General features: G+C 69.9%; 20 protein-coding genes. 6 read left to right on the top strand and 14 right to left on the bottom strand.

Annotated elements, in window-relative coordinates; translation table 11 throughout:
* Nucleotides 1-20: 20 nt before the first annotated feature.
* The 5 genes from EV192_RS05175 to EV192_RS05155 all read right to left on the bottom strand — a co-directional run bounded on the left by EV192_RS05175 (nt 21) and on the right by EV192_RS05155 (nt 4794).
* Nucleotides 21-1340 (bottom strand): NADH-quinone oxidoreductase subunit D, encoded by a 1320-nt coding sequence (locus EV192_RS05175; protein ID WP_132111570.1) that lies wholly within the window; start codon nt 1338-1340, stop codon nt 21-23.
* On the bottom strand, nt 1337-2068 hold the full coding sequence (locus EV192_RS05170; RefSeq protein ID WP_132111568.1) for an NADH-quinone oxidoreductase subunit C: 732 nt from the start codon (nt 2066-2068) through the stop codon (nt 1337-1339). Before EV192_RS05170 ends, EV192_RS05175 begins: the two co-directional genes overlap by 4 nt.
* Nucleotides 2069-2072: 4 nt before the next feature.
* Nucleotides 2073-2636, bottom strand: a complete 564-nt coding sequence (locus EV192_RS05165; RefSeq protein ID WP_132111566.1) for a NuoB/complex I 20 kDa subunit family protein — start codon at nt 2634-2636, stop codon at nt 2073-2075.
* Nucleotides 2637-2649: 13 nt separating this feature from the next.
* Nucleotides 2650-3048, bottom strand: a complete 399-nt coding sequence (locus tag EV192_RS05160; protein ID WP_132113023.1) for an NADH-quinone oxidoreductase subunit A — start codon at nt 3046-3048, stop codon at nt 2650-2652.
* A gap of 456 nt (nt 3049-3504) precedes the next feature.
* Nucleotides 3505-4794, bottom strand: coding sequence for a geranylgeranyl reductase family protein (locus EV192_RS05155; protein ID WP_132111564.1), 1290 nt, complete (start codon nt 4792-4794; stop codon nt 3505-3507).
* A gap of 176 nt (nt 4795-4970) precedes the next feature.
* Between EV192_RS05155 and EV192_RS05150 the strand changes: the two genes are divergently transcribed.
* Nucleotides 4971-7613, top strand: coding sequence for an alpha/beta hydrolase family protein (locus tag EV192_RS05150; RefSeq protein ID WP_207925887.1), 2643 nt, complete (start codon nt 4971-4973; stop codon nt 7611-7613).
* A gap of 1 nt (nt 7614) precedes the next feature.
* Here the strand turns inward: EV192_RS05150 and EV192_RS05145 are convergent, their stop codons facing one another.
* Genes EV192_RS05145 through EV192_RS05135 form a run of 3 tightly spaced genes read right to left on the bottom strand, consistent with a single transcriptional unit; the run spans nt 7615 to nt 10526 of the window.
* On the bottom strand, nt 7615-8304 hold the full coding sequence (locus EV192_RS05145; RefSeq protein ID WP_132111562.1) for a demethylmenaquinone methyltransferase: 690 nt from the start codon (nt 8302-8304) through the stop codon (nt 7615-7617).
* 9 nt (nt 8305-8313) lie between these two features.
* Nucleotides 8314-9423, bottom strand: a complete 1110-nt coding sequence (locus EV192_RS05140; RefSeq protein WP_132111560.1) for a glycosyltransferase — start codon at nt 9421-9423, stop codon at nt 8314-8316.
* The gene (locus EV192_RS05135) at nt 9423-10526 is read right to left on the bottom strand and encodes a glycosyltransferase family 4 protein (RefSeq protein ID WP_207925886.1); all 1104 of its coding nucleotides are present in this window, start codon (nt 10524-10526) and stop codon (nt 9423-9425) included. The genes EV192_RS05140 and EV192_RS05135 overlap by 1 nt, the downstream gene beginning before the upstream one ends.
* Before the next feature lie 155 nt (nt 10527-10681).
* On the opposite strand from EV192_RS05135, the gene EV192_RS05130 reads away from it, so the two are divergent.
* Complete coding sequence (locus tag EV192_RS05130) at nt 10682-11515, top strand: inositol monophosphatase family protein (RefSeq protein ID WP_132111556.1); 834 nt, start codon at nt 10682-10684, stop codon at nt 11513-11515.
* Here the strand turns inward: EV192_RS05130 and EV192_RS05125 are convergent.
* The 3 genes from EV192_RS05125 to menD all read right to left on the bottom strand — a co-directional run bounded on the left by EV192_RS05125 (nt 11484) and on the right by menD (nt 15277).
* Nucleotides 11484-11924, bottom strand: coding sequence for a DUF3592 domain-containing protein (locus EV192_RS05125; RefSeq protein ID WP_132111554.1), 441 nt, complete (start codon nt 11922-11924; stop codon nt 11484-11486). The two genes, EV192_RS05130 and EV192_RS05125, sit on opposite strands and share 32 nt — an antisense overlap.
* Before the next feature lie 62 nt (nt 11925-11986).
* Nucleotides 11987-13504, bottom strand: a complete 1518-nt coding sequence (locus EV192_RS05120) for a M1 family metallopeptidase (RefSeq protein ID WP_132111552.1) — start codon at nt 13502-13504, stop codon at nt 11987-11989.
* Nucleotides 13505-13600: 96 nt separating this feature from the next.
* Nucleotides 13601-15277: a 2-succinyl-5-enolpyruvyl-6-hydroxy-3-cyclohexene-1-carboxylic-acid synthase gene (gene menD / locus EV192_RS05115; RefSeq protein ID WP_132111550.1), complete on the bottom strand. Its 1677-nt coding sequence runs from the start codon at nt 15275-15277 to the stop codon at nt 13601-13603.
* 18 nt (nt 15278-15295) lie between these two features.
* Here menD and EV192_RS05110 point away from each other — a divergent pair, with 18 nt between their 5' ends.
* From EV192_RS05110 to EV192_RS05100, 3 genes are read left to right on the top strand one after another with little or no spacing between them, the layout of a single operon-like run.
* Nucleotides 15296-16207: a 1,4-dihydroxy-2-naphthoyl-CoA synthase gene (locus EV192_RS05110; protein ID WP_132111548.1), complete on the top strand. Its 912-nt coding sequence runs from the start codon at nt 15296-15298 to the stop codon at nt 16205-16207.
* Nucleotides 16207-17340: an o-succinylbenzoate--CoA ligase gene (gene menE, locus EV192_RS05105; RefSeq protein ID WP_132111546.1), complete on the top strand. Its 1134-nt coding sequence runs from the start codon at nt 16207-16209 to the stop codon at nt 17338-17340. The genes EV192_RS05110 and menE overlap by 1 nt, the downstream gene beginning before the upstream one ends.
* Before the next feature lie 10 nt (nt 17341-17350).
* Nucleotides 17351-18223, top strand: coding sequence for a 1,4-dihydroxy-2-naphthoate polyprenyltransferase (locus tag EV192_RS05100; protein WP_132111544.1), 873 nt, complete (start codon nt 17351-17353; stop codon nt 18221-18223).
* Here the strand turns inward: EV192_RS05100 and cds1 are convergent.
* Nucleotides 18195-19301 carry an L-cysteine desulfhydrase Cds1 gene (gene cds1 / locus EV192_RS05095; RefSeq protein ID WP_132111542.1) on the bottom strand — a complete coding sequence of 369 codons (1107 nt, stop codon included), beginning with the start codon at nt 19299-19301 and terminating at the stop codon, nt 18195-18197. The genes EV192_RS05100 and cds1 overlap by 29 nt on opposite strands.
* A gap of 64 nt (nt 19302-19365) precedes the next feature.
* Here cds1 and EV192_RS05090 point away from each other — a divergent pair, with 64 nt between their 5' ends.
* Nucleotides 19366-20355 (top strand): DUF2330 domain-containing protein, encoded by a 990-nt coding sequence (locus EV192_RS05090; RefSeq protein WP_132111540.1) that lies wholly within the window; start codon nt 19366-19368, stop codon nt 20353-20355.
* On the opposite strand, the gene EV192_RS05085 is transcribed toward EV192_RS05090, so the two are convergent.
* Entirely contained in the window at nt 20352-20618 is a 267-nt protein-coding gene (locus EV192_RS05085; protein WP_243726639.1) for a DUF4229 domain-containing protein, read from the bottom strand. The genes EV192_RS05090 and EV192_RS05085 overlap by 4 nt on opposite strands.
* 11 nt (nt 20619-20629) lie before the next feature.
* A complete protein-coding gene (locus EV192_RS05080; protein ID WP_132111538.1) occupies nt 20630-21082 on the bottom strand; it encodes an Lrp/AsnC family transcriptional regulator in 453 nt (150 codons plus the stop codon).
* Nucleotides 21083-21184: the final 102 nt, after the last annotated feature.

Below are 21184 nucleotides of genomic sequence, written 5' to 3'. Positions count from 1 at the left end.
TTCGGCTTCGATGTGCTGGGTCAACGGTCCACACCACCCATGACCGGATCGATGGAAGCGATCGCGGCGATCAGGTCCGCGATCAGCCCGCCTTCGGTCATGGCGGGCGTGGACTGCAGGTTGATGAAGCTTGGTTCGCGGGCGTGCACGCGCAACGGCCTGGTGCCGCCGTCGGACACCACGTGGTAGCCGAGCTCGCCGCGCGGCGACTCGATCGGCAGGTACACCTGGCCGGCCGGCACGTGGAAGCCCTCGGTGACCAGCTTGAAGTGATGGATCAGGGACTCCATGGACTGGCCCATGATCTTGCGGACGTGCTCGAGCGAGTTGCCCATCCCGTCCGGACCGATGGTCAGCTGCGCCGGCCACGCGATCTTCTTGTCCTCCACCATCACCGGGCCGGGCTCGAGCAGCTTCATGGTCTGCTTGATGATCTTGAGCGACTGGTCCATCTCCTCCATCCGCAGGAGGTAGCGGGCCCAGCAGTCGGCCTCGGTCGAGGTCGGCACCTCGAAGTCGACCTCGTCGTACGCCAGGTACGGCTCGACCTTGCGCAGATCCCACGCCAGGCCGGCGGACCGCAGCACCGGACCGGTGACGCCGAGCTGCAACGCGCCGTCCAGCGGCAGGTACCCGACGCCCTTGAGCCGGTTGCGCCACACCGGCTGGCCGGTGAACAGCTTGTGGTACATCCGGATCCGCTCCGTCATCGTCTTGACGAAGGCGGTCAGCCGGTCCTTCCAGTCCGGCGGCAGGTCCTGCGCGACCCCGCCGGGCCGGATGAACGCGTGGTTCATCCGCAGGCCGGTGATGTACTCCAGCACGTCCAGGATCACCTCACGCTCGCGGAACCCGAGCGCGGCGGCGGTGGTGGAGCCCAGCTCCATGCCACCGGTGGCCAGGTACACGAAGTGCGAGCTGATCCGGTTGATCTCCAGCAGGAGCTGGCGGATCAACTGGGCCCGGCGCGGCGCCTGCACCCCCAGCAGCTTCTCCACGGCCATGCAGTAGGCGGCCTCGTGCGACAGCGGCGCCAGGTAGTCCGTCCTGGTCATGAAGGTGACGCCCTGCGTCCACGTCCGGTACTCGACGTTCTTCTCGATCCCGGTGTGCAGGTAGCCGATCACCACCCGGGTCTGGGTGACCGTCTCGCCCTCCAACTCGACCACGATCCGCAGCACGCCGTGCGTGGACGGATGCTGCGGGCCGAGGTTGATCACCATGCGCTCGTCGTGCGTGGCGTCTTCGAGGACCTCGTCCCAGTCGCCGCCGGCGACGTTGTAGATCGGGCCCTCGGTGGTGTCGCGTACGTCGGCGTCGTACGGGTCGGTTGTGGTCACGAGTAAGACCTCCGCTGGTCGGGCGGGGGGATCTCCGCGCCCTTGTACTCCACGGGAATGCCGCCGAGCGGGTAGTCCTTGCGCTGGGGGAAGCCGTCCCAGTCGTCCGGCATGAGGATCCGGGTCAGCGCGGGATGTCCGTCGTAGACGATCCCGTACATGTCGTACGTCTCCCGCTCCTGCCAGTCGGCGGTCGGGTAGACGTCGACCACGCTCGGCACGTGCGCGTCCTCGACGTCCACACACACCTCAAGGCGGATGCGCCGCCGGAACGTCATCGACGTCAGGTGGTAGACGGAGTGCAGCCGCTGCGGCACGTCCACGCCATAGTCCACACCGGACACCGAGCTGCACAGCTCGAACCGCAGCCCGGCCTCGTCCCGCAGCGCGGTGCAGATCCGCACCAGGTGCTGGCGGTCGACGTAGTAGGTGATCTCGCCGCGGTCCACCGTGGTCTGCAGGATCGCCTCGGCCGGGATGCCGCGGTGGGAGAACGCGGCCATCAGCTCGTCGGTGACCTCGTCGAACCAGCCGCCGTAGGGACGTTCCGCCGGGGCCGGGGTGTAGGCCGGCAGCCGCAGGCCGCCGAAGCCGGAGGTGTCACCGCTGTCGGTGACGCCGAACATGCCGTGCCGGGACTTCCCGGCGACCACACCGGGTTTCGGCGTGGTGTCGGGGGCTTCCAGGCCGTCACCGGCGCTGGACTGCTCGTCGCCAGGTGTTGTCACCCGATCAGCCCTTCTTCTTCGGCGCGTACCGCTGGGATGACGGAATCAGCTCGGTCTTCTGGAAGCCCTCTTCGAGAAGCTTCGCCGCGCGCCGCGGGCCGAGTGGCTCCTCCATTATCCGCGCGTGCAGCTTGAGGATCGCGTCCAGGAGCATCTCCGGGCGCGGCGGGCAGCCGGGCAGGTAGATGTCCACCGGGACGACGTGGTCGACCCCCTGCACGACGGCGTAGTTGTTGAACATGCCACCCGACGAGGCGCAGACACCCATCGCGATGACCCACTTGGGCTCGGGCATCTGGTCGTAGATCTGGCGCAGCACCGGGGCCATCTTGTTGGTCACCCGGCCGGCCACGATCATCAGGTCGGCCTGCCGTGGGCTGGCGCTGAAGCGCTCCATGCCGAACCGCGCGTAGTCGTACCGCGCGCCGCCGACGGTCATCATCTCGATCGCGCAGCACGCGAGACCGAACGTGGCCGGCCAGACGGAGTTCTTCCGCGCCCAGTTGACCAGCTTCTCCAAGCCGGCCAGCATGACGCCGTTGGGCAGGAGCTTCTCTTCGATTCCCACCTTCAAGCCCCCTCTAGTTCCAGTCCAGTCCGCCCCGCCGCCACACGTATGCGTAGGCGAAACCGACGGTCGCGATGAACAGCACGATCTCCACCAAGCCGAACGCGCCCAGCACCTTCGCGGTCACCGCGAAGGGGTAGAGGAAGACCATTTCGATGTCGAACAGGATGAACAGCATCGCGGTCAGGTAGTACGCGACCGGAACCCGGCCGCCGCCGACAACCGGCTGCGGCGACGGCTCGATGCCGCACTCGTAGGCGTCCAGTTTGGCCCGGTTGTACCGCTTGGGCCCGAGCAGCGACCCCATCGCCGCGGACACCCCGGCGAACCCGATCCCGAGCAAGAACAGGAACACAAACGGCAGGTACGAGCCGAGCTCGGTTCCACCACCCTGTGCCAGCACGCCGCCCATTGACGTCGCCGTCCTTTCCCGCGCCTCGATCGCCTCGCTCGGCACCCTAAGGGGTCTTCCTCACACCCCTTGTGGTTAGGCAGCCCTAACCAGACACCCGTCCGGTTGGCGTTTTGACCGCCCCAGCCAGCGAGAACGCTCGTCGCCACGCTTGTGAAAGTCTTCACAAGCTATCCCATGACCTTGTGAAGCGATTCACAGGACACCGGTGAGTCTAGGACCACGCCGACAACCCCGCCGCTGTGACCCCCACCATGTCCAAGTGCTGTATTGGATTGCCCTCGCTCCGCTCGGGCGGGCTTGGCCGCCTCAAGCCGATCATTTCCACCCCAGCCCACGCGACCGACATCTTCGCTTGGGGCTAGGGCCCGCCGTGCCCGGGGCGATGTCGGGCGTGCTCTGGGGCGTAAATGACCGGCGCGACCAAGCCGACCGCGTTTAGCCAGCCGACCGTGGTCAGCGCAGGGAGGGGGCGATCCGGCTGGCCACCGAGATCATCCGGTCGACCACGTCGCCGTCCTTCGGGTCGAAGCAGCCGGACAGGCCTTTGAAGACCAGTGGGATCAGGGCGTTCACGCGCAAGCCGTACTTGGTCGCCATCCGCATTATTTTCGGTTTTCCGATGATCTTCGCGAAAATATTGCCGAGACGGTAGTAGCCACCGTAAAGATCTTTCATTGCCTGTGGGTAGGCCTGCAGGGCTCGCTCGCGGGAGGGCCCTTCTTTTCGGGCCAGGGCTTGCAGGACGCACTCGGCGGCTATCTTGGCCGACTCCATCGCCGCCGCGATGCCTTCGCCGTTGAAGGGGCTGACCATGCCGCCCGCGTCGCCCAGCAGGAGCATGCCGTCCTGGTAGTGGGGGGTTCGGTTGAAGCCCATCGGCAGGCCCGCGCCGCCGATCTTGCCCACCGCGTTCTCCTCGCGGAAACCCCAGTCCTCCGGGGTTCCGTCCAGCCACTGGCGCAGCAGCGCGCGGTAGTCCGTGTTACGGAAGGCGGACGATGTGGACAGCATCCCCAGTCCGACGTTCACCGTGCCGTCGCCGAGCGGGAAGACCCAGCCGTAGCCGGGCAGCAGCCGGGGGTTCGCCGGGTCGCTGCGGTCCCACAGCTCCAGGTGGCCTTCGATGAAGTCGTCCTTGTGGCGGGGCGAGGCGTAGTACTGGCGGACGGCGACACCCATCGGCCGGTTCTCGTGCTTCTCGATCCCGACCGACAGCGCCAGGCGCGCGGAGACGCCGTCGCACGCGAGCACCAGCGGTGCTTTGTAGGTGACCTCGGTCTTGTCCGGGCCGACTTTGGCGCGCACGCCGACCACCCGGCCGGTCGCTGACGTGACCGCGCCCATGACCGTGGTGTTCTGCTGGAGGCGGGCGCCGTCGCGTTCGGCGATCTTGGCCAGCAGCTCGTCGAAGTCCTGGCGGGTTCGGGCGACGCCGTACGGCGGCATCGTGGACAGCTCGGGCCAGGGCAGGTGCAGGACCAGGTCGCCGGTGATGATCCGCAGGGCGTCGTTGTGCACCCAGCCGGCTTCCTCGCTGGTGTCGACGCCCAGGTCGATCAGCTGCTTCACGCCCCGCGGGGTCAGGCCGTCGCCGCACACCTTCTCGCGCGGGAACTGGCTCTTCTCCAGGAGCAGCACGTCCACCCCGGACCGGGCCAGGTAGGCCGCGGCGGTGGAGCCGGCCGGGCCGGCGCCGACGACGATGACCTCGGCGTCGTCACCTGGTCGTCGTCGGGTACTCATGCGGCTCCTTGTGAAGGCTTTCACTAAGTCTGAACGCCGATTCTAGCTTTGTGCCTGTCCTGTGAGGCGCGACACGGCGCCCCGGCCGGGCAGTCCACTGGGCAGGCCACTCGCGGCCGAGGCCGGAAACCCGGTATCCGTGGAAGGTCACGCGACCCTGGGCTTGGGGGCATCGGATGCGCAAGATCCTGATCACCATGCTGGCTGCGGCACTCACCCTGGGCACGGCGGCGACCGCCAGCGCCGGGCCACCGGCGGCCGGTGGCCAACTGGTGTGGACGGCGCCGGAGCCGGTGCCGTTCGGCGACGCCGCGATCGAGTTCCGCAGTACCGGGCAGTTCCTGGGCTGGCCGCGACCGGCCAAGGACCACCGGACGTTCACCCTGCCGGTCGGCCACGCCGTCGAGCCGGGCACCCTGGAGGTCTGGGCAGGGGGCAGACGCCTGGACGCCCCGCCGAAACAGTCGTTACAGAAACAGTCGACCGGGCCGCTGCCGTCGCCGCTCCCCGTCAACGCCGTCGACCCTGGAACGCCGGGGCCGTACCAGACCGTCACGGGTGAGTACGCCCTCGATCCGATCACCCTGCCGGATCTCGGCGGGCCCATCGAGATGCAGGGCGTGGTCGTCGCGCCGAAGAACGCGCCCGGTCCGCGACCGCTTGTCCTGTTCCTGCACGGCCGGCACCTGTACTGCTACAACCCCGCCAACCCGAACGTGACCGTCTTCGACTGGCCGTGCCCGGCCGGCACAGCGATGATCCCCAGCTACCGCGGCTACCTGCAGACCCAAGAACTCCTGGCGTCACAGGGATACGTGACGGTGTCCATCTCCGCAGACGGCGTCAACGCGTTGGACTTCAACGCCTTCGACGGCGGCGCGCAGGCCCGATCGTCCCTGGTCCGGCAGCATCTCGCGCACTGGGCGGACTGGGCAGAGGCGGGCCGCGCGTCGGCGCCCGCCGCGGTCCGGCAGGCACCGGTCGCCGACATGTCGAACGTGTTGCTGGTCGGGCACTCCCGGGGCGGCGAGGGCGTCAACCGGGCGGCCATGGACAGCCTCTTCCGGCCGCCGGGCGACACCAGCCCGGTCCGCTGGACGATCCGGGGTGACGTGCTGATCGCGCCGACGGCGTTCGGCCAGGACCCCGAGCCGGACGTGCCTTCGGTCACCCTCCTGCCGGCCTGTGACGGCGACGTTTCCGACCTCCAGGGCCAGCAGTACGCGGACGCGGCGCGTGGGGTGAGCCGCGGCACGGCCCTGCACAGCGTGCTGTACGTCAACGGCGCGAACCACAACTTCTTCAACAGTGAGTGGACGCCGGGTGTGGCCGTCGCTCCGTCGGTCGACGACTTCCATTCGTTCGACCCCAACCCGGACCCGCTGTGCTCGCCGGGCACGCCCACCCGCCTGACGGACTCCCAGCAACGAGCCGTGGGCGCCACGTACACCGCTGCGGCCGCACGGCTGCTGCTCGCCCGTGACGACCGCGTGCTTCCGTTGCTTGACGGCTCCGGCGTTCGCGCACCTTCCGCAGGTCCGGCGCGGGTCCTCAGCCACGCGCTTGGCGCCGGGCGGATTCCGGTCGTCGTGCCGGACGACTCCACCAAGGTCACCGGAAGCGGCCGGTTGTGTGCCCAGGTCGCGCCCTCTGACGCGTGTCTTGGCGCCGACCTCAGGTTCAAGTCCCCGAACTTCCTGCCCTTCACCGCGGCCACGACCGAGTCCGGCCGGGACGCGGTGGACGTGAAGTGGTCCGCGCCGGGCACGCCCGCGGTGGTCCGGCCGAGCCGGCCCGTGTGGCTGTTCGGCGCGCGAGCGCTGGCAATGCGGGTCATCGTGCCGGTGAACAGCGCCGGTACCCGGTTCGCCGTTGCCGTCACCGACAACTTCGGCAGACGCACGAACTTGGGCGCGGTGACGATCGACGGCCTGGCCGCGACGAACAACACGACGGGGTACTGGGCGCAGGAAGTCCGTGTGCCCGTGTCACCGTTCCTCGGCCAGGTGGCGTCACTGGAACTCACGCCGCTGACCGGCAGCGGTGAGGCCTGGCTGGTCGACGCGTACGGCTGGTACCCCGGTCTGCCGGTCACGCGGCCGGCTTCGCTGACCAGGGTCGACCTCGGGGTGCTGGCGGTGCTGGAAGGCGACTCCGGCGAGCGGACGTACCAGATCCCGGTCACGGTCACCGGTGACGGCGGCGGAACCCTCAAGGTCTACCTGGGCGACAAGACCGTACGGGTGTTCACCGAGCACGACATCACGGTCGCTCCCGGGCAGCACACCATCGACCTGCCCGCGACGGTCGTCGGCGACACCCGGTGGAACACGAGCTATCCGCTGGTCGCGCTCGCGAAGGCCACCCGCGGCGTGGTCGTCGGCTCGTTCATCGGCGTGGTCCGGGTCGACAACGACGACCCGCCACCCGCGATCACCGTCAGTCCGGCGAACGCCGAGACTTCCCGAGGCGGAAAACTGGCCTGGCACGTGGGGCTGTCCACTGACGTCGACGCCGACGTCGACTGGATCGTGACGCCGGTCGCGCCGGCCACCGGGCCGGAGCTGACCACCACGGACGTCGACCCGCAGTGGTTACTGCTCAACTCGGGCGAGGATCCGTTGCCGTCCCGGCCACTGTCGCAGACCGGGCTGGCCCTGTTCGTGGACATCCCGCCCGGCTCGGTGAGTACTGACGTCGCCATCCCGACCGCCGCCGGTCACGAACCCGGTCCGGCCAGGCAGCTCCACCTGCACGGGACACCTCCCGGGCAGCCCGGGGCCTACCCGGACCTGGACCTGACCGGGACGGTCACCTGAGTCACCTCGGCTTGGTCGCCCGGTGCAGGGCGACCACGCCGAAGGTCAGGTCCATCCACTCCACCTCGGCCCAGCCCGCGGCCTCGATCAGTTCGGCCAGGCCCAGCTGGGAGTGCCAGTCCTTGATCGACTCGCCCAGGTACCGGTAGGCCGCCGGGTTGGAGGACACCAGCCGGGCGATGATCGGCGCGACCCGCTTCATGCCCCAGTAGAAGACCGACCGGAACGGCCGGAACTTGGGCCGCGAGAACTCGCAGACCAGCAACCGGCCGCCAGGCTTGATCACCCGCCGCATCTCTTTGAGGGCCTCGACGGTGTTGTGGAAGTTCCGGATGCCGAAGACGACGGTGACCGCGTCGAACGAGTTGTCGGCAAACGGCAGGCGCATCGCGTCGGCGGCGACTCGGGGCAGCTCACGGGCGTCGCCGCCGTGCAGCATGCCGACCGAGAAGTCCGCGGCCACGCACCACGCCCCGGTCCGGGCGAACGCGACCGTGGAGACGCCGGTGCCGGCGGCGAGGTCGAGGATCTGCTCGCCGGGCTGCGGGTCCAGGGCCCTGCGGGTCATCTCGCGCCAGCGCCGGTCGTACCCCAACGTCATCACCGAGTTGGTCCGGTCATACCGGCGAGCGACGCCGTCGAACATCTCGGCGACCTCGCGCGGCTTCTTCTCGAGGCTGGCACGCGACATGACCAGACTCTAGGCGAGACTGAGCGCTCTCAGCATGCCGTGTACCGAAGACCGCCAGCTGAACTCCTCGGCGCGGGCGCGCGCGGCGGCCCGTCGCCGGGGCTCCGGGGCGGCCAGCAGGTCCGCCACCGCGCCGGCGAACGCGTCCGCGTGGTCGTCCACGGCCGCGCCGCAGCCGGGCCGGACGATCTCCCGCAGCGCGGACGACGCGGACACCACCACCGGCGTCCCGGAGGCCAGTGCTTCGAGCGCGGCGAGCCCGAATGTCTCATGTGGACCTGGCGCGAGTGAGATGTCCGCTGTGGCAAGGAGATCGGCCACGTCGTGCCGGTTCTGCACGAACCCGAGGAACGTCACGGGCAGGCCGGATGCCCGGCGTCGCAACGAGCTCATACTCGGCCCGTCCCCGGCGACCACCAGCCGGGCCCGGTGCCCCTCGGAACGCAGTCGCGCCAACGTGTCCACGCTTCGCTCGACGTGCTTCTCCGGCGAGAGACGTCCACAGTGGATCAACAGGGTGTCGACGTCCGGCGCCAGATCGTGGCGCAGGTCGGTGCGTCGCCGGGCCGGGGTGAACGTGGCCAGGTCCACCCCGAGCGGAACCCGGCGGACGTTGGCGACGCCGATCCGGTCGAACTCCTCACGGGCGAACGCGGTGGTGCAGACGACCGTGTCGTACGCCGCGGCCATCCGCCGGTTCGCGAAGTCCGCGACACCGCGTGCCCAGGTCGGCGGCAGCAGGAACTGTTCAAGCAGCCGGTCCAGCCGCTCGTGCGAGATGACCACGCTGGGCACGTCGTGCTCCCGGGCCCAGCGGCCCATCCCCCGCAGCGTGAGCCGGTCGGAGACCTCCAGCCGGTCGGGTCTGAGGTGTTCCAGCAGCTTCCGGACCCGCCACGGGTCCACCGCCCGGTAGCCGCCGGTGCCGGGGATGCGCGGCGCGGGCAACGTGATCCGGCGCACCCCGCCGGCGATCCGGGTGTCCGCGTGCCCGTCGCCCGGGACGACCAGGATCACCTCGTGACCCCGGGCGCAGTAGCCGGCGCCGAGGTGGTGCAGGGCCGTGCGCAGCCCGCCGGACTTCGGACCGTAGAAGTTGGCCAGCTGGACGACCCGCATCACGCCGCCTGGGCCAGGCGGGTCACCGCGGCGTAGTGCCCCAGCAGCTCGTCGCACACCGCCGACCACGTGCGTCCAGTGACCGCACGCCGGCCGGCGGTCGCCATCCGCTCGCGCAACGCCGGATCCCGCAGGGCTTCCACCGCGGGGCCCAACTGGACGCGCATGTCGCCGAGGAGATAGCCGGTCTTGCCGTGGTGCACGAGGTCACGCGGGCCGCCCGCGTCCGGCGCGATCACCGGCACACCCGACGCCATCGCCTCCTGCACGGCCTGGCAGAACGTCTCGTGCGGCCCGGTGTGCACGAACACGTCCAGGCTCGCGTACGCGGTGGCCAGCGGTTCGCCGGTCCGGAAACCCAGGAACGCGGCGTTCGGCAGCCGGTCGCGCAGCCGCGCCATGTCCGGCCCGTCCCCGACGATCACCAGCCGCACGTCGGGCATGCCGCTCAGCGCGGCCAGCCGGTCCACCTGCTTCTCCGGGGCCAGCCGGCCGACGTACCCGACCAGGAGCTCGCCGTTCGGCGCCAGCTCCGAACGGAGCGTTTCGTCCCTTCTGACCGGGTTGAACAGCTCAGTGTCCACCCCTCGTCCCCACCGGTGAACGCGCGGCACCCCGTGCGCGACCAGCGACTGGACCGCGTCCGTCGACGGCGCCAGCGTCCGGTCGGCGAACGTGTGCAACCGGCGGATCCACAGCCACGCCGCCCGCGCACCGCGCGCGAGACCGTACGCGGCGGCGAACCCGGCGACGTCCGTCTGGTAGATCGCGACCGTCGGCACGCCGAGCCGACGCGCGGCCCGCATGCCGCCGAAGCCGAGCACGAACGGCGACGCCAGGTGCACCACGTCCGGCTCGAAATCCAGCAGGGCGGTGGTGACCTTCGGCCCGGCCACCCCGATCGGCAGCGACGTCACCACGGGGACGTCGACCGCGCGGGTCCGGACGACCGGAACGTCGAGATACGCTTCCGGCCCTGGCCCGGGCGCCACGATCAACGCCTCGTGCCCGTGTGCGCGCAGGTGCTCGACGACCCGCAGAACGGAGTTGGTCACGCCGTTCACCTGCGGCAGAAAGCTCTCGGTGACAATGGCGACTCGCACGAGCCACACGATGATCCCGAATCCGAGCACAGCGGCGACGAGCGCGTGACCAGCCGGGGAACGAAGCCGAAACTTCCAACGTGTGGCCTTGCGATCCTTCGCTGGCCACCTTCCCGACGTTTGCCGGACACCCAGCGCGGTCACTCTAGGTCGGCATGACCCTCTTGTCATCGCGCCCGCCCAGGCCAGTCGAGCCTGGACTGCTGTCAAGGGCCCTGGAAGTGGCCGGCCGGCTGGCCAACGACGCGACGGATGTCATCACGGCAACCGCCGGACGTGGCGCGCGACCCAGTGGCAAGGACTCGCCGTTCGACTGGGTCACCGACACCGACCGGACCCTGGAACGGCACACCCGCCGGGTGCTGACGTCCGAGTTCCCCGGGATGCCCGTGGTCGGCCAGGAGTTCGGCGCCGACCTGGGCTCGGAGGACGCGGAGTACCGCTGGGTGGTGGACCCGGTGGACGGCACGGCCAACTACGTGGCCGGCGTCCCGTGGTGTGCCTACAGCCTGGCCCTGGTGGACGCCTCAGGGCCGGTCGTAGGTGTGGTGGCGGATCCGTACCGGGGACAGATCTACGCGGCCGCACGGGGCCGTGGGGCCCGTGCGAACGGTGTGCAGGTGTCGTTAACGGACCGCTTCACGTGCGCGCGGTCCATCGTGTGCACGGAACTGACGCGGACAGGTCCGTGGCCGGGGATGGGTGGGTTCATCGAACGTGCCGCGTTGGCGCACGCCGGTGTGCGGGTGCTGGGCTCGGCGGCCCTGGCCATCGCTCAGGTGGCGCTAGGGCACGCGGCGGCCGCGGTGCTGCACAGCTACCACGAGTGGGACGTGGCCGGCGCGGTGGCGTTGGCGATCGAGGCAGGCGCCGTCGTGTGGGACAGGCACGGATCGGACGCCGCGTTGCCCGTGGACGGCCTGCTCGTGGCCGCGCCCGGCGTCTCGGAGGAAGTGCTCAGCTGGTGGCAGGAGACGGCGACCGCGTAGCGCGCCTGAGCCACCACACCACAGGCACGATGACGAGCCAGAGGAACAGCAGCAACGTGCCCACCGGCAACAACGCCAGGTACGCCCCTCGCCCGGCCACTTTCACCACGTCGGGGTGGGCCGCGTCGTACTCGACCTGGACGATCTGGCCGACCTGCAGGCCCTTCGGGAACGAGATGCCGTCGGGCGGCAGGTGCACGGCCCCGTCCGGGGTCTGATACCGGACCAGCGTGCGGTCGAACGCGACCGACACGACCTCGGCCGTGGTGCCGACGGCCCGCGAGTTGAGGGCCACGTCCTGCCGGTAGGTGCCGATCAACAGCAGGACGGCCAGGAACGTGATGACCCCGCCGAACGACACGAGCGAGATCGCCGTCACCCGCCGAACCTTCACCGCCCTTGTCCCCACGCGAGGCACTGTAGCCGGTGAAACCCCGGGGTTTGCCGGGACCGGCAAACCCCGGGTGATCATCAGTGGTGGGATTCCGTCGCGAGGATCTGGTGGGTCAGATCGATCTGGTCGACGGACTTGGGCTTGGCTTTGGCCACCTTCGCGGACAGCGCCGCGGTGGCCGGGTTGCCGATCCCGCCGGCCGGCTTGCCGGGGGTGAACAGCCACGTCTGGAAGAAGTCGAACAACGGCTGGCCGGAGATCTTCTCCGCGAGCGCGATGAACTGCTCGATGGTGCCGTTGCCGTACTTGTGGCTGGACGTCCACGTCTTCAACAGGTTGAAGAAGTTGTCGTCGCCGATCTTGTTGCGCAGGGCCTGCAACGTGATCCCGCCGCGTTGGTACACGGCGTTGTTGAACTCGTTGCCGGCGCCGGGCGACGCCACCACGAACTGCCAGAACGGGTCGTCCGCCGGACGCAGGTCGTAGTAGTACTGGGCGACCTCGGCCGCCGTGCCCTCACCCTCGTGCTCGGACCACAGGTACTGCGCGTAGGTCGCGAAACCCTCGTTCAGCCAGATGTTCCGCCACGCCTGCACTGACACGGAGTCGCCGAACCACTGGTGGGCGTTCTCGTGCGCGATCACGGAAGTGTTCGCGCCCGCGCGGAAGAACGCGTTGGAGTACACCGGACGGGTCTGGTTCTCCAGTGCGAAGTTGATGCCGGGGCTGACGACACCGCCCTGCGCCTCGAACGGGTAGTCGCCGAACACCGACGACTCGAACTCGATGATCTCACCGGTGCGCTCGACGCTCGCCTTGGCCGCGTCCGCGTTGTCCCCGAGGTTCGCGCTGTACGCGGTGATGATCCGCTGGCCGTTGGTCGCGACGGCGTTCCTGATCTCGAAGTTGCCGACCGCGATGTACGTCAGGTACGACGCCTGTGGCTTGGTGCTGCGCCAGTTCCACCGGGTCCAGCCGTTGATCTGCGGGGCGGTGCTGACGAGCGTGCCGTTGGACAGCACGGAGGTGCCGTTCGGCACGGCCACCGAGACGTCGTAGGTCGCTTTCTGGGTGGGGTGGTTGTCGCCCGGGTACCACCACGGCGAGATGTCCGGCTCGTCGTTGGCGAGCGCGCCGTCGGGGGTCTTCTTCCAGGCGGTGAAGCCGGTCGCGTCCTTCACCGTGGAGGGTGTGCCCGCGTACTCCACGACGATGGTGATGTTGCTGCCCTTGACGAGCGGGGCCTGCGGCGTGACCACGACCTCGCCCACCGCCGCGGTGCGTGTCTGCGCGAGGAAGTTGTTCACCCGCAACGACTTGATCGGCAGCAGGAAGTCCAGGTCGAAGCTGGACAGGTCCTGGGTGGCCGTGGCCAGGATCGTGGTGTTGCCCGACAACAGGTCCGTCGCCGGGTTGTAGGTCAACCTGATGTTGTAGTGCGAGATGCTGTAACCACCGTTGCCGGCGTTCGGGTAGTACGGGTCGCCCACACCCGCCGCCCCAGGCGCGGGCGCGGCGCCTGCCACGCCGCCGCACAGCACCGTGACGAGCCCTGCCGCGGAGGAGGCTAACCGCAGTCTCGATCTGAGGAACATTGTGTGACCCCTTTGGTTATGCCGAAGGTGGTCTAGAACCTAGCCAGGCCGCTGGTGGGCGAATACCCGCCGAAGTACGGTTCTCAGAGGACGGGACTACCCAAAAACGGCATCTGAGACAGCTGCCCGCAGCCGCGCGTGCAAGTCCCGCAGCCGCGCCCGGTCCGATTGGACTTCGACGACGCGCAGACCGTCCGGCGTCGCCAGAGCTTCGCGGAGTTGCGAAGGTGACGTTGCCATTGTGTGCGGGACGCGGTACCCGGCGCAGAGGGCGGCCATGTCCACGCCGTGCGGTGTGCCGAAGACCCGCTCGAAGCTGTCGCGGTACTCGGCCGCGCCTTGCTCCAGCAGGGAGAAGATGCCGCCGCCGTCGTCGTTCAGCACCACGACCGTGAGGTTCGGCCGGGCCTCTTCGGGGCCGATGAGCAGGCCGTTCGAGTCGTGCAGGAACGTCAGGTCGCCGAGCAGCGCGTACGCCGGGCGGCCGGGGTCGCCCAGGGCGATGCCGGCGGCGGTGGAGACGTTCCCGTCGATGCCCGCCACTCCGCGGTTGGCGTGGATCGTCACGTCCGAGCGGGCTTCGGCGACCAGGTCGACGTCCCGGACCGGGTTGGACGAGCCGAGGAACAGCACGGCCCCGGTCGGCAGCGCGGCCAGGACGTCCCGCGCGAGCCGCAGCCCGGACGGCCATTCCTCCTCTTCCAGCAGCTTGTCCACCACGGTCGACGCGCGGTCGGCCGCGGTCCGCCACGCGGTCAGCCAGTCCGGGTCGTGGCCCTGGACGTACGGCATGTCCGTGGTGTCCAGCCAGCCGCGGACGTGGATCGCCACGTACTGCGGGTCCGTCCACTGTGGATGGTCGCCGATCCCGTAGACCGGCGCCTTGCCCATCAGGCCACGCACCCCGCGCGACAACGTGGGCCGGCCGACCACCACGACCGCCTCCGGCCGCAGGTCCGTGGCCCGGTCAAGACAGTTGAGCAACAACGGGCCGCACCTGATCACGCCCGCGGTTCCGGTGGTGGCCACCGGTTCAGCCACGATCGGCCACCCGGCCCGGGTCGCCACCTCGCACGCGGCCGCCGCCCGGTCCGCACGGCCACTGCCGACGACCATCAAAGTCCTTGCCGGCAAAGGAAAATCCACCCGGCTGCCGGCCACCGAACGGGCCGGCGCCGACGTCGTCCAGCGCACCCCGTCCGGGCGGCCGGCCAGCTCCTCCGGCCACTCGTGCGCGAACCCTGGCAGCAGCGGCTCCCGAAACGGCACGTTCACCTGCACCGGACGGCCCGACTCGGCCTGCGCGATCGCCCGGCACACCAGGCCGCGCCACACCGGGTTCAGCCCGGCCCGCCGCTCGGCCACCGGGAAGTCCACCAGGATCGCCGCGGGCGCGAACAGGTTGCGCTGGTCGATCGTCTGGTTGGCGCCGCTGCCGTGCAGCTCCGGCGGCCGGTCCGCGGTGATCACCAGCAGCCCGAGGCCCGAGTGGTACGACTCCAGGACCGCCGGATGCAGGTTCGCCACGGCCGTCCCGGACGTGCACACCACCGCGGCCGGCCGGCGGGTCGCCACCATCAGCCCCATGGCGAGGAACGCGGCGCTGCGCTCGTCCACCCGCACGTGCAGCCGCAGCCGCCCGTCCCGGGCCGCCTCGAACAGGGCCACGCTCAGCGGCGCGTTGCGCGAGCCGGGGCAGACGACGACGTCACGCACGTCGTTGCGCGCCAGTTCGTCGACGATGACCATGGCCTGTGCGGTCGACGGATTCACGCGCCTATCCTCGCAAACGTGGCAGAGAGTGTCGTTTCGGAGCTGTTCGACCCCAAGGCCTGGCGTGTCGTGCCCGGGTTCGACTTCACCGACATTACGTATCACCGGGCAGTGGACTCCGGGACCGTCCGGATCGCGTTCGACCGGCCCGACGTGCGCAACGCGTTCCGTCCGCACACCGTCGACGAGCTGTACCGGGCGCTGGACCACGCCCGGATGAGCGCCGACGTCGGCTGCGTGCTGCTGACCGGCAACGGTCCGTCGCCGAAGGACGGCGGCTGGGCGTTCTGCTCCGGCGGCGACCAGCGGATCCGCGGCCGGACCGGCTACCAGTACGCCGACGGGGAGACGGCCGACACGATCGACCCGGCCCGCGCCGGCCGCCTGCACATCCTGGAGTGCCAACGACTCATCAGGTTCATGCCGAAGGTCGTGGTCGCGGTCGTGCCCGGGTGGGCCGCGGGTGGCGGGCACAGCCTGCACGTGGTGTGCGATCTCACGTTGGCCTCCGAGGAGCACGCCCGGTTCAAGCAGACCGACGCGGACGTGGGCAGCTTCGACGGCGGCTACGGCTCGGCCTACCTGGCCCGTCAGGTCGGTCAGAAGTTCGCGCGCGAGATCTTCTTCCTCGGCCGTACGTACACCGCGCAGGACATGCACCACATGGGGGCGGTGAACGCCGTCGTGCCGCACGCGGAGCTGGAGTCGACGGCGTTGGAGTGGGCGCGGGAGATCAACGGCAAGTCGCCGACCGCGCAGCGGATGCTGAAGTACGCGTTCAACCTGATCGACGACGGGCTGGTGGGCCAGCAGCTGTTCGCCGGGGAGACGACCAGGCTGGCGTACATGACCGACGAGGCCGTCGAGGGCCGGGACGCCTTCCTGGAGAAGCGCCGCCCGGACTGGACGCCGTTCCCGTACCACTACTGATGAGGTCCATCGTCGTCATCGACCCGGCGGAGCTGTGGGACCGACTGCCCGCGGCACTGGCCGGGTCGGGTCCCGCGCTGCTGCCCGGTGGGCCCGCTGACCTGGCCGGTCCGCTGGGCCCGGACGAGGACTCGCCGGACGATCCGACCGCGGTCGTGGTGGCGACCTCGGGATCGACCGGCGAGCCCAAAGGCGTCCTCCTGTCCGCCGGGGCACTGCGGGCGTCGGCGGAGGCGACCCACGCGCGCCTCGGCGGGCCCGGCCGGTGGCTGCTGGCCACGCCGGCCCGGTACATCGGCGGGATCCAGGTCGTCGTACGGTCGCTGCTCGCCGGCTCGCCGCCGGTGGTGCAGGACCTGTCGACCGGCTTCCGGGCCGAGGACTTCCTGGCCGCCGCCGACCAGCTGCTGGCGTCCCCCGGCAGGCACTACACCGCCCTGGTGCCCACCCAACTGGCCCGACTGGTGGACACGCCGGCCCGGTCGGCGCTGGCGGCACTGGACGGGATCGTGCTCGGTGGGGCCCCGATGGGAGCGGAACTCCGCACTGCCGCAGCCGGGCTACCGGTCGTCACGGCGTACGGGATGAGCGAGACCGCAAGCGGTTGCGTCTACGACGGCGTGCCGCTGGATGGGGTGTCCGTGCGGCTAGCCGAAGACCTGCTTGCAGGGTCGAGCATCAGCACTGCCGGGCGTGTGGCGTTGTCCGGGCCTGTGCTGGCGCGTGGCTACCGCAACCGTCCCGACCTGACCGCGGCGGCGTTCGTGGACGGCTGGTTCGTCACGTCCGACCTGGGCCAGTGGGTCGACGGCCGGTTGACCATCCTGGGCCGCGCCGACGACATGATCAACACAGGTGGGGTCAAGGTGCCCGCCTCGGCCGTGGAGCGCCTGCTGGAACGGCACGTGCCGGCTGCGTGCGTGGTCGGGCTGGACGACCCCGAGTGGGGCCAGATCGTGGCCGCCGTGGTGGTCGCCGCCGACGCGGACCTCGACGCGTTGCGTGAGCAGGTCCGGGCCGAACTGGGCGCGCCGGCCGTGCCGAAGGTCCTGCGGGTCGTCGACGCGCTGCCGCTGCGTGGCCCAGGGAAGATCGACAAGGCGGCCGTGCGGGCACTCCTGACCAGTTTGTAAAACTGTGGGTATGGCTACTGTCGCGCAGTGGATGGCGGGCGCACGCGTCCGCACGTTGCCCAATTCCGTGTCACCCGTGCTGGTGGGTGCCGGAGCGGCGGTGGCCCTCGGCGGGTTCGTGTGGTGGCAGGCCCTGCTGGCGCTCCTCGTGGCGTTGGCGTTCCAGGTGGGCGTGAACTACGCCAACGACTACTCCGACGGCATCCGAGGCACCGACGCCGAGCGCGTGGGGCCGCTGCGGCTCGTGGCGTCCGGTCTGGTGCCGGCGGAGATGGTCCGTACGGCCGCGTTCGCGTGCTTCGGCATCGCGTGCGCCGCCGGTTTCGCCCTCGTCGTCACCTCCCGTCAGTGGTGGCTGTTGGCGGTCGGTGTGATCAGCCTGCTCGGGGCGTGGTTCTACACCGGCGGCAAGAAGCCGTACGGCTACATCGGCCTCGGTGAGGTCGCGGTCTTCTTCTTCTTCGGACCGATTCCGGTGCTCGGCACCATGTACGTCCAAACCGGACAGGTCACCTGGCTCGGCGTGGTCGCTTCGCTGGCGTTGGGCTCGTTCTCGGCCGCGGTGATGGCCGCGAACAACCTGCGCGACCGGCCGACGGACGCCGAGTCGGGCAAGAGGACCCTGGCCGTCCGGCTCGGCGACAAAGGCGCGCGGTACCTCTACAGCACCCTCGCCCTGGCACCGTTCGTGGTCACGCTCGGGCTCTCGATCGTCAGTCCGTGGATGCTGCTCGGGCTGCTCGCCGCCGCGACGGCGATCCCGTCCGTCCACAAAGTACTGACAGGGGCGGTCGGGCCGGCGCTGATCCCCGCACTCAAGGACACCGCGCTGGCAATGCTCATCTGGGCGGTGGCTACGACTGTCGCTGCGGTTCTCGCATGACGCCGGTGTGGAAGAAGTCGGCCAGCACCCGGTAGTACGGCTCCAGGTCCATCGAGTTCTTCGCGAGCCACTCATCCGAGTAGTACGTGTGGGCGTACCGCTCGCCGCCGTCGCACAACAACGTCACGACGCTGCCCTGCGTGCCCTCGGCCACCATCTCCGAGATGACCTGGAACGAGCCCCACAGGTTCGTGCCCGTCGACCCGCCCACCCGGCGGCCGAGCAACGGCTCGACGTACCGGATCGCCGCGACCGACGCCGCGTCCGGGACCTTGAGCATCCGGTCGATCACCTGGCCGAGGAACGACGGCTCGACCCGCGGCCGGCCGATGCCCTCGATCCGCGACCCCCGGCAGCCGGTCAGGTCGGGCAGCGTGTCCCGCCACGCGTCGAAGAACACCGAGCACTCCGGGTCGACCACGGCCAGGTGGCTGCGCATCGACCGGTACCGGATGTAGCGGCCGATAGTCGCGCTCGTGCCGCCCGTACCCGCGCCGACCACCACCCACGCCGGCTCCGGATGCGGTTCGAGCGCCATCTGCTGGAACATCGACTCGGCGATGTTGTTGTTGCCGCGCCAGTCCGTGGCCCGTTCGGCGTGCGTGAACTGGTCGATGTAGTGCCCGCCCAGCTCACCGGCCAGCCGCCGGGACTCGGCGTAGATGGCGCTCGGCTGGTCCACGAAATGGCACCGGCCGCCCTGGCGTTCGATCAGCGCGACCTTCTCCGGGCTGGTGGACGCCGGCATCACCGCGATGAACGGCAGGTTCAGCAGCCGGGCGAAGTACGCCTCGGACACCGCCGTCGACCCGGACGACGCCTCGATCACCGGGGTGCCCTCGGTGATCCAGCCGTTGCACAGCGCGTACAGGAACAGCGACCTGGCCAGGCGGTGCTTGAGCGAGCCGGTCGGGTGGGTCGACTCGTCCTTGAGGTAGAGCCGGACATCCCAGTCCGGCGGCAGCGGGAACGGCAGCAGATGGGTGTCGGCGCTGCGGTTGGCGTCGGCCTCGATGATCCGGACGGCCTCGCACACCCAGTCCCTGGTGGTCTCACTACATCGGTCCACACTGGTCATGGGGCGACAGTAACAATCGGGACACCCCGTCAACCGGCGTCGAGCGGGCCACCGTCCAAGGCGCATGAGAAAGCTCTTGGGGGTGGTCGCGGCGCTGCTGACGCTGCAGGTGGCGACACCGATGACAGCGCAGGCGTGCGCGTGCGGCGGGTTCGTCGGCGACCAGAAGGTGCGGGTCGGGCAGGAGACCGCGATCGTCGCCCTGGACCAGGGCAAGGAGACGGTCAGCATGCAGTTCGCCGCGGACACGACGGCGACCAGGGCGGCGTGGGTGATGCCGGTGCCCACCAAGGCGGACGTCAGCCTGGGTGACGAGAAGGACTTCACGTACCTGGACGACTTCACCAAGCCCGAGTACCGCGACGTCCGCACCGGGTCAGGGGTCGGGGGCGGCAACATGGCCGCGGCGCCGCCCGGCGGCGGGGTGACGGTCAGCCAGCACACCCAGATCGGTCCGTACACCGTCGCCCAGCTGACCGGCCGGACCTCGGCCGACGTGGCCCAGTGGCTCACCGACAACGGCTTCAGCCTGCCGCCGCAGCTGGCCACCGGGATGACCCCGTACCTGGACGGCGGCTGGTCGTTCGCGGCCGTCCGGCTGACCGCGGCCCAGGGCGGGACCCTGCACGGGGTGCTGCCGCCGCTGCGGATCGCGTTCGACACGGCCGACCCGGTGTACCCGATGCGGCTGTCCGGCCTGGCCACCACACCGCAGGCGCTGCGGCTGTACGTGCTCGCGCCGCACAAGATGGACGCCACGTCCCCGGCGCCGAACCAGGAGTTCCAGCTTTACTTCGCCGGCCGCGACGACTCCAGGAACACGTACGTGACCAGGTACGACGGCCAGTGGGGCACCCCGTCGGTGATCACCCAGGACGTCCGGATCACCCAGTCGGCCAACGACGACCCGCATCGCGAGGTGGTCACCCGCTACGTCGCCGGAGGCACGTCCGGGATGTCTCCCGAGGCATGGCCGTGGCTCGCGGGCGCGGTGGTTCTGCTGGTCCTCATCACGGCCATCTTGCTCCGCGCACGACCGCGCAGGCGTGGCTAGGAGTTCTCCTCGCCCCGCAGTTGGGCACGCAGCCTGGCGCGTTCCGCCCGGCGCGCGTCGCTCCGCTCGTTCATCGCGTTGGTGACGCGCTGGTTGAGGCCGCGCAGCAACAGCAGGCTCAGCGGGAACGCGGTCACGACAGCGACCGCCAACGCGACGAGCAAAGGAATTTTGAACAACACGAGCACGGCCGCGACCACGGCGACGAGCCCGAGGCGCGCGGCCGTGTACAGCACGATGTCTCGGCTGAGGCGGGCTTCCACAATCGCAGAGCCTACCCGGCGTCCAACGTGTTCGGGCGGCCCTCGAACCTGGTGGACAGCACCACGGTCGTGTGGGTCCGGGCGACCCCGCTGATCCGGCGCAGCCGGGCGAGGGTGCGTTCCAGCTCGTCCACGGTCGGCACGCGCACCTTGACCACGAACGCCTCGTCCCCCGCGACCGCCCAGCAGGATTCGACTTCGGCCAGTTCAGCGAGCTCGACGGCCACCTCGTCGTCGACGGCGGTGTCGGTCGGCTGGATACCGACCAGCGCGGTGACCCCCAAACCTATGGCCCGCGGGTCTACTGTGGCGTGGTAGCCGGTTATCACGCCATTGGACTCCAGCTTGCCGACCCGTTCGTGCACGGCCGACGCGGAGAGCCCGACCTGACGTCCTAGCTCGGCGTACGTGGCACGGCCGTGCAGCCGCAGCTCGGTGATGATCCGGCGGTCCAAGTCGTCCACGCTCGCAGCCTACGGCGTGCCGCCAACCTGTCCTGAGTGGGCGTTTTGCCCCTTACTACCTCTTTACTATCGCTTAGCCGTTCGAGTACCCGATGGTCGAGA

It is taken from the genome of Actinocrispum wychmicini (assembly GCF_004345645.1).
Lineage (GTDB): Bacteria > Actinomycetota > Actinomycetes > Mycobacteriales > Pseudonocardiaceae > Kibdelosporangium > Kibdelosporangium wychmicini.
Note: the sequence above shows the minus strand (reverse complement) of the source record. Positions and strands in the feature narration are given on the sequence as shown.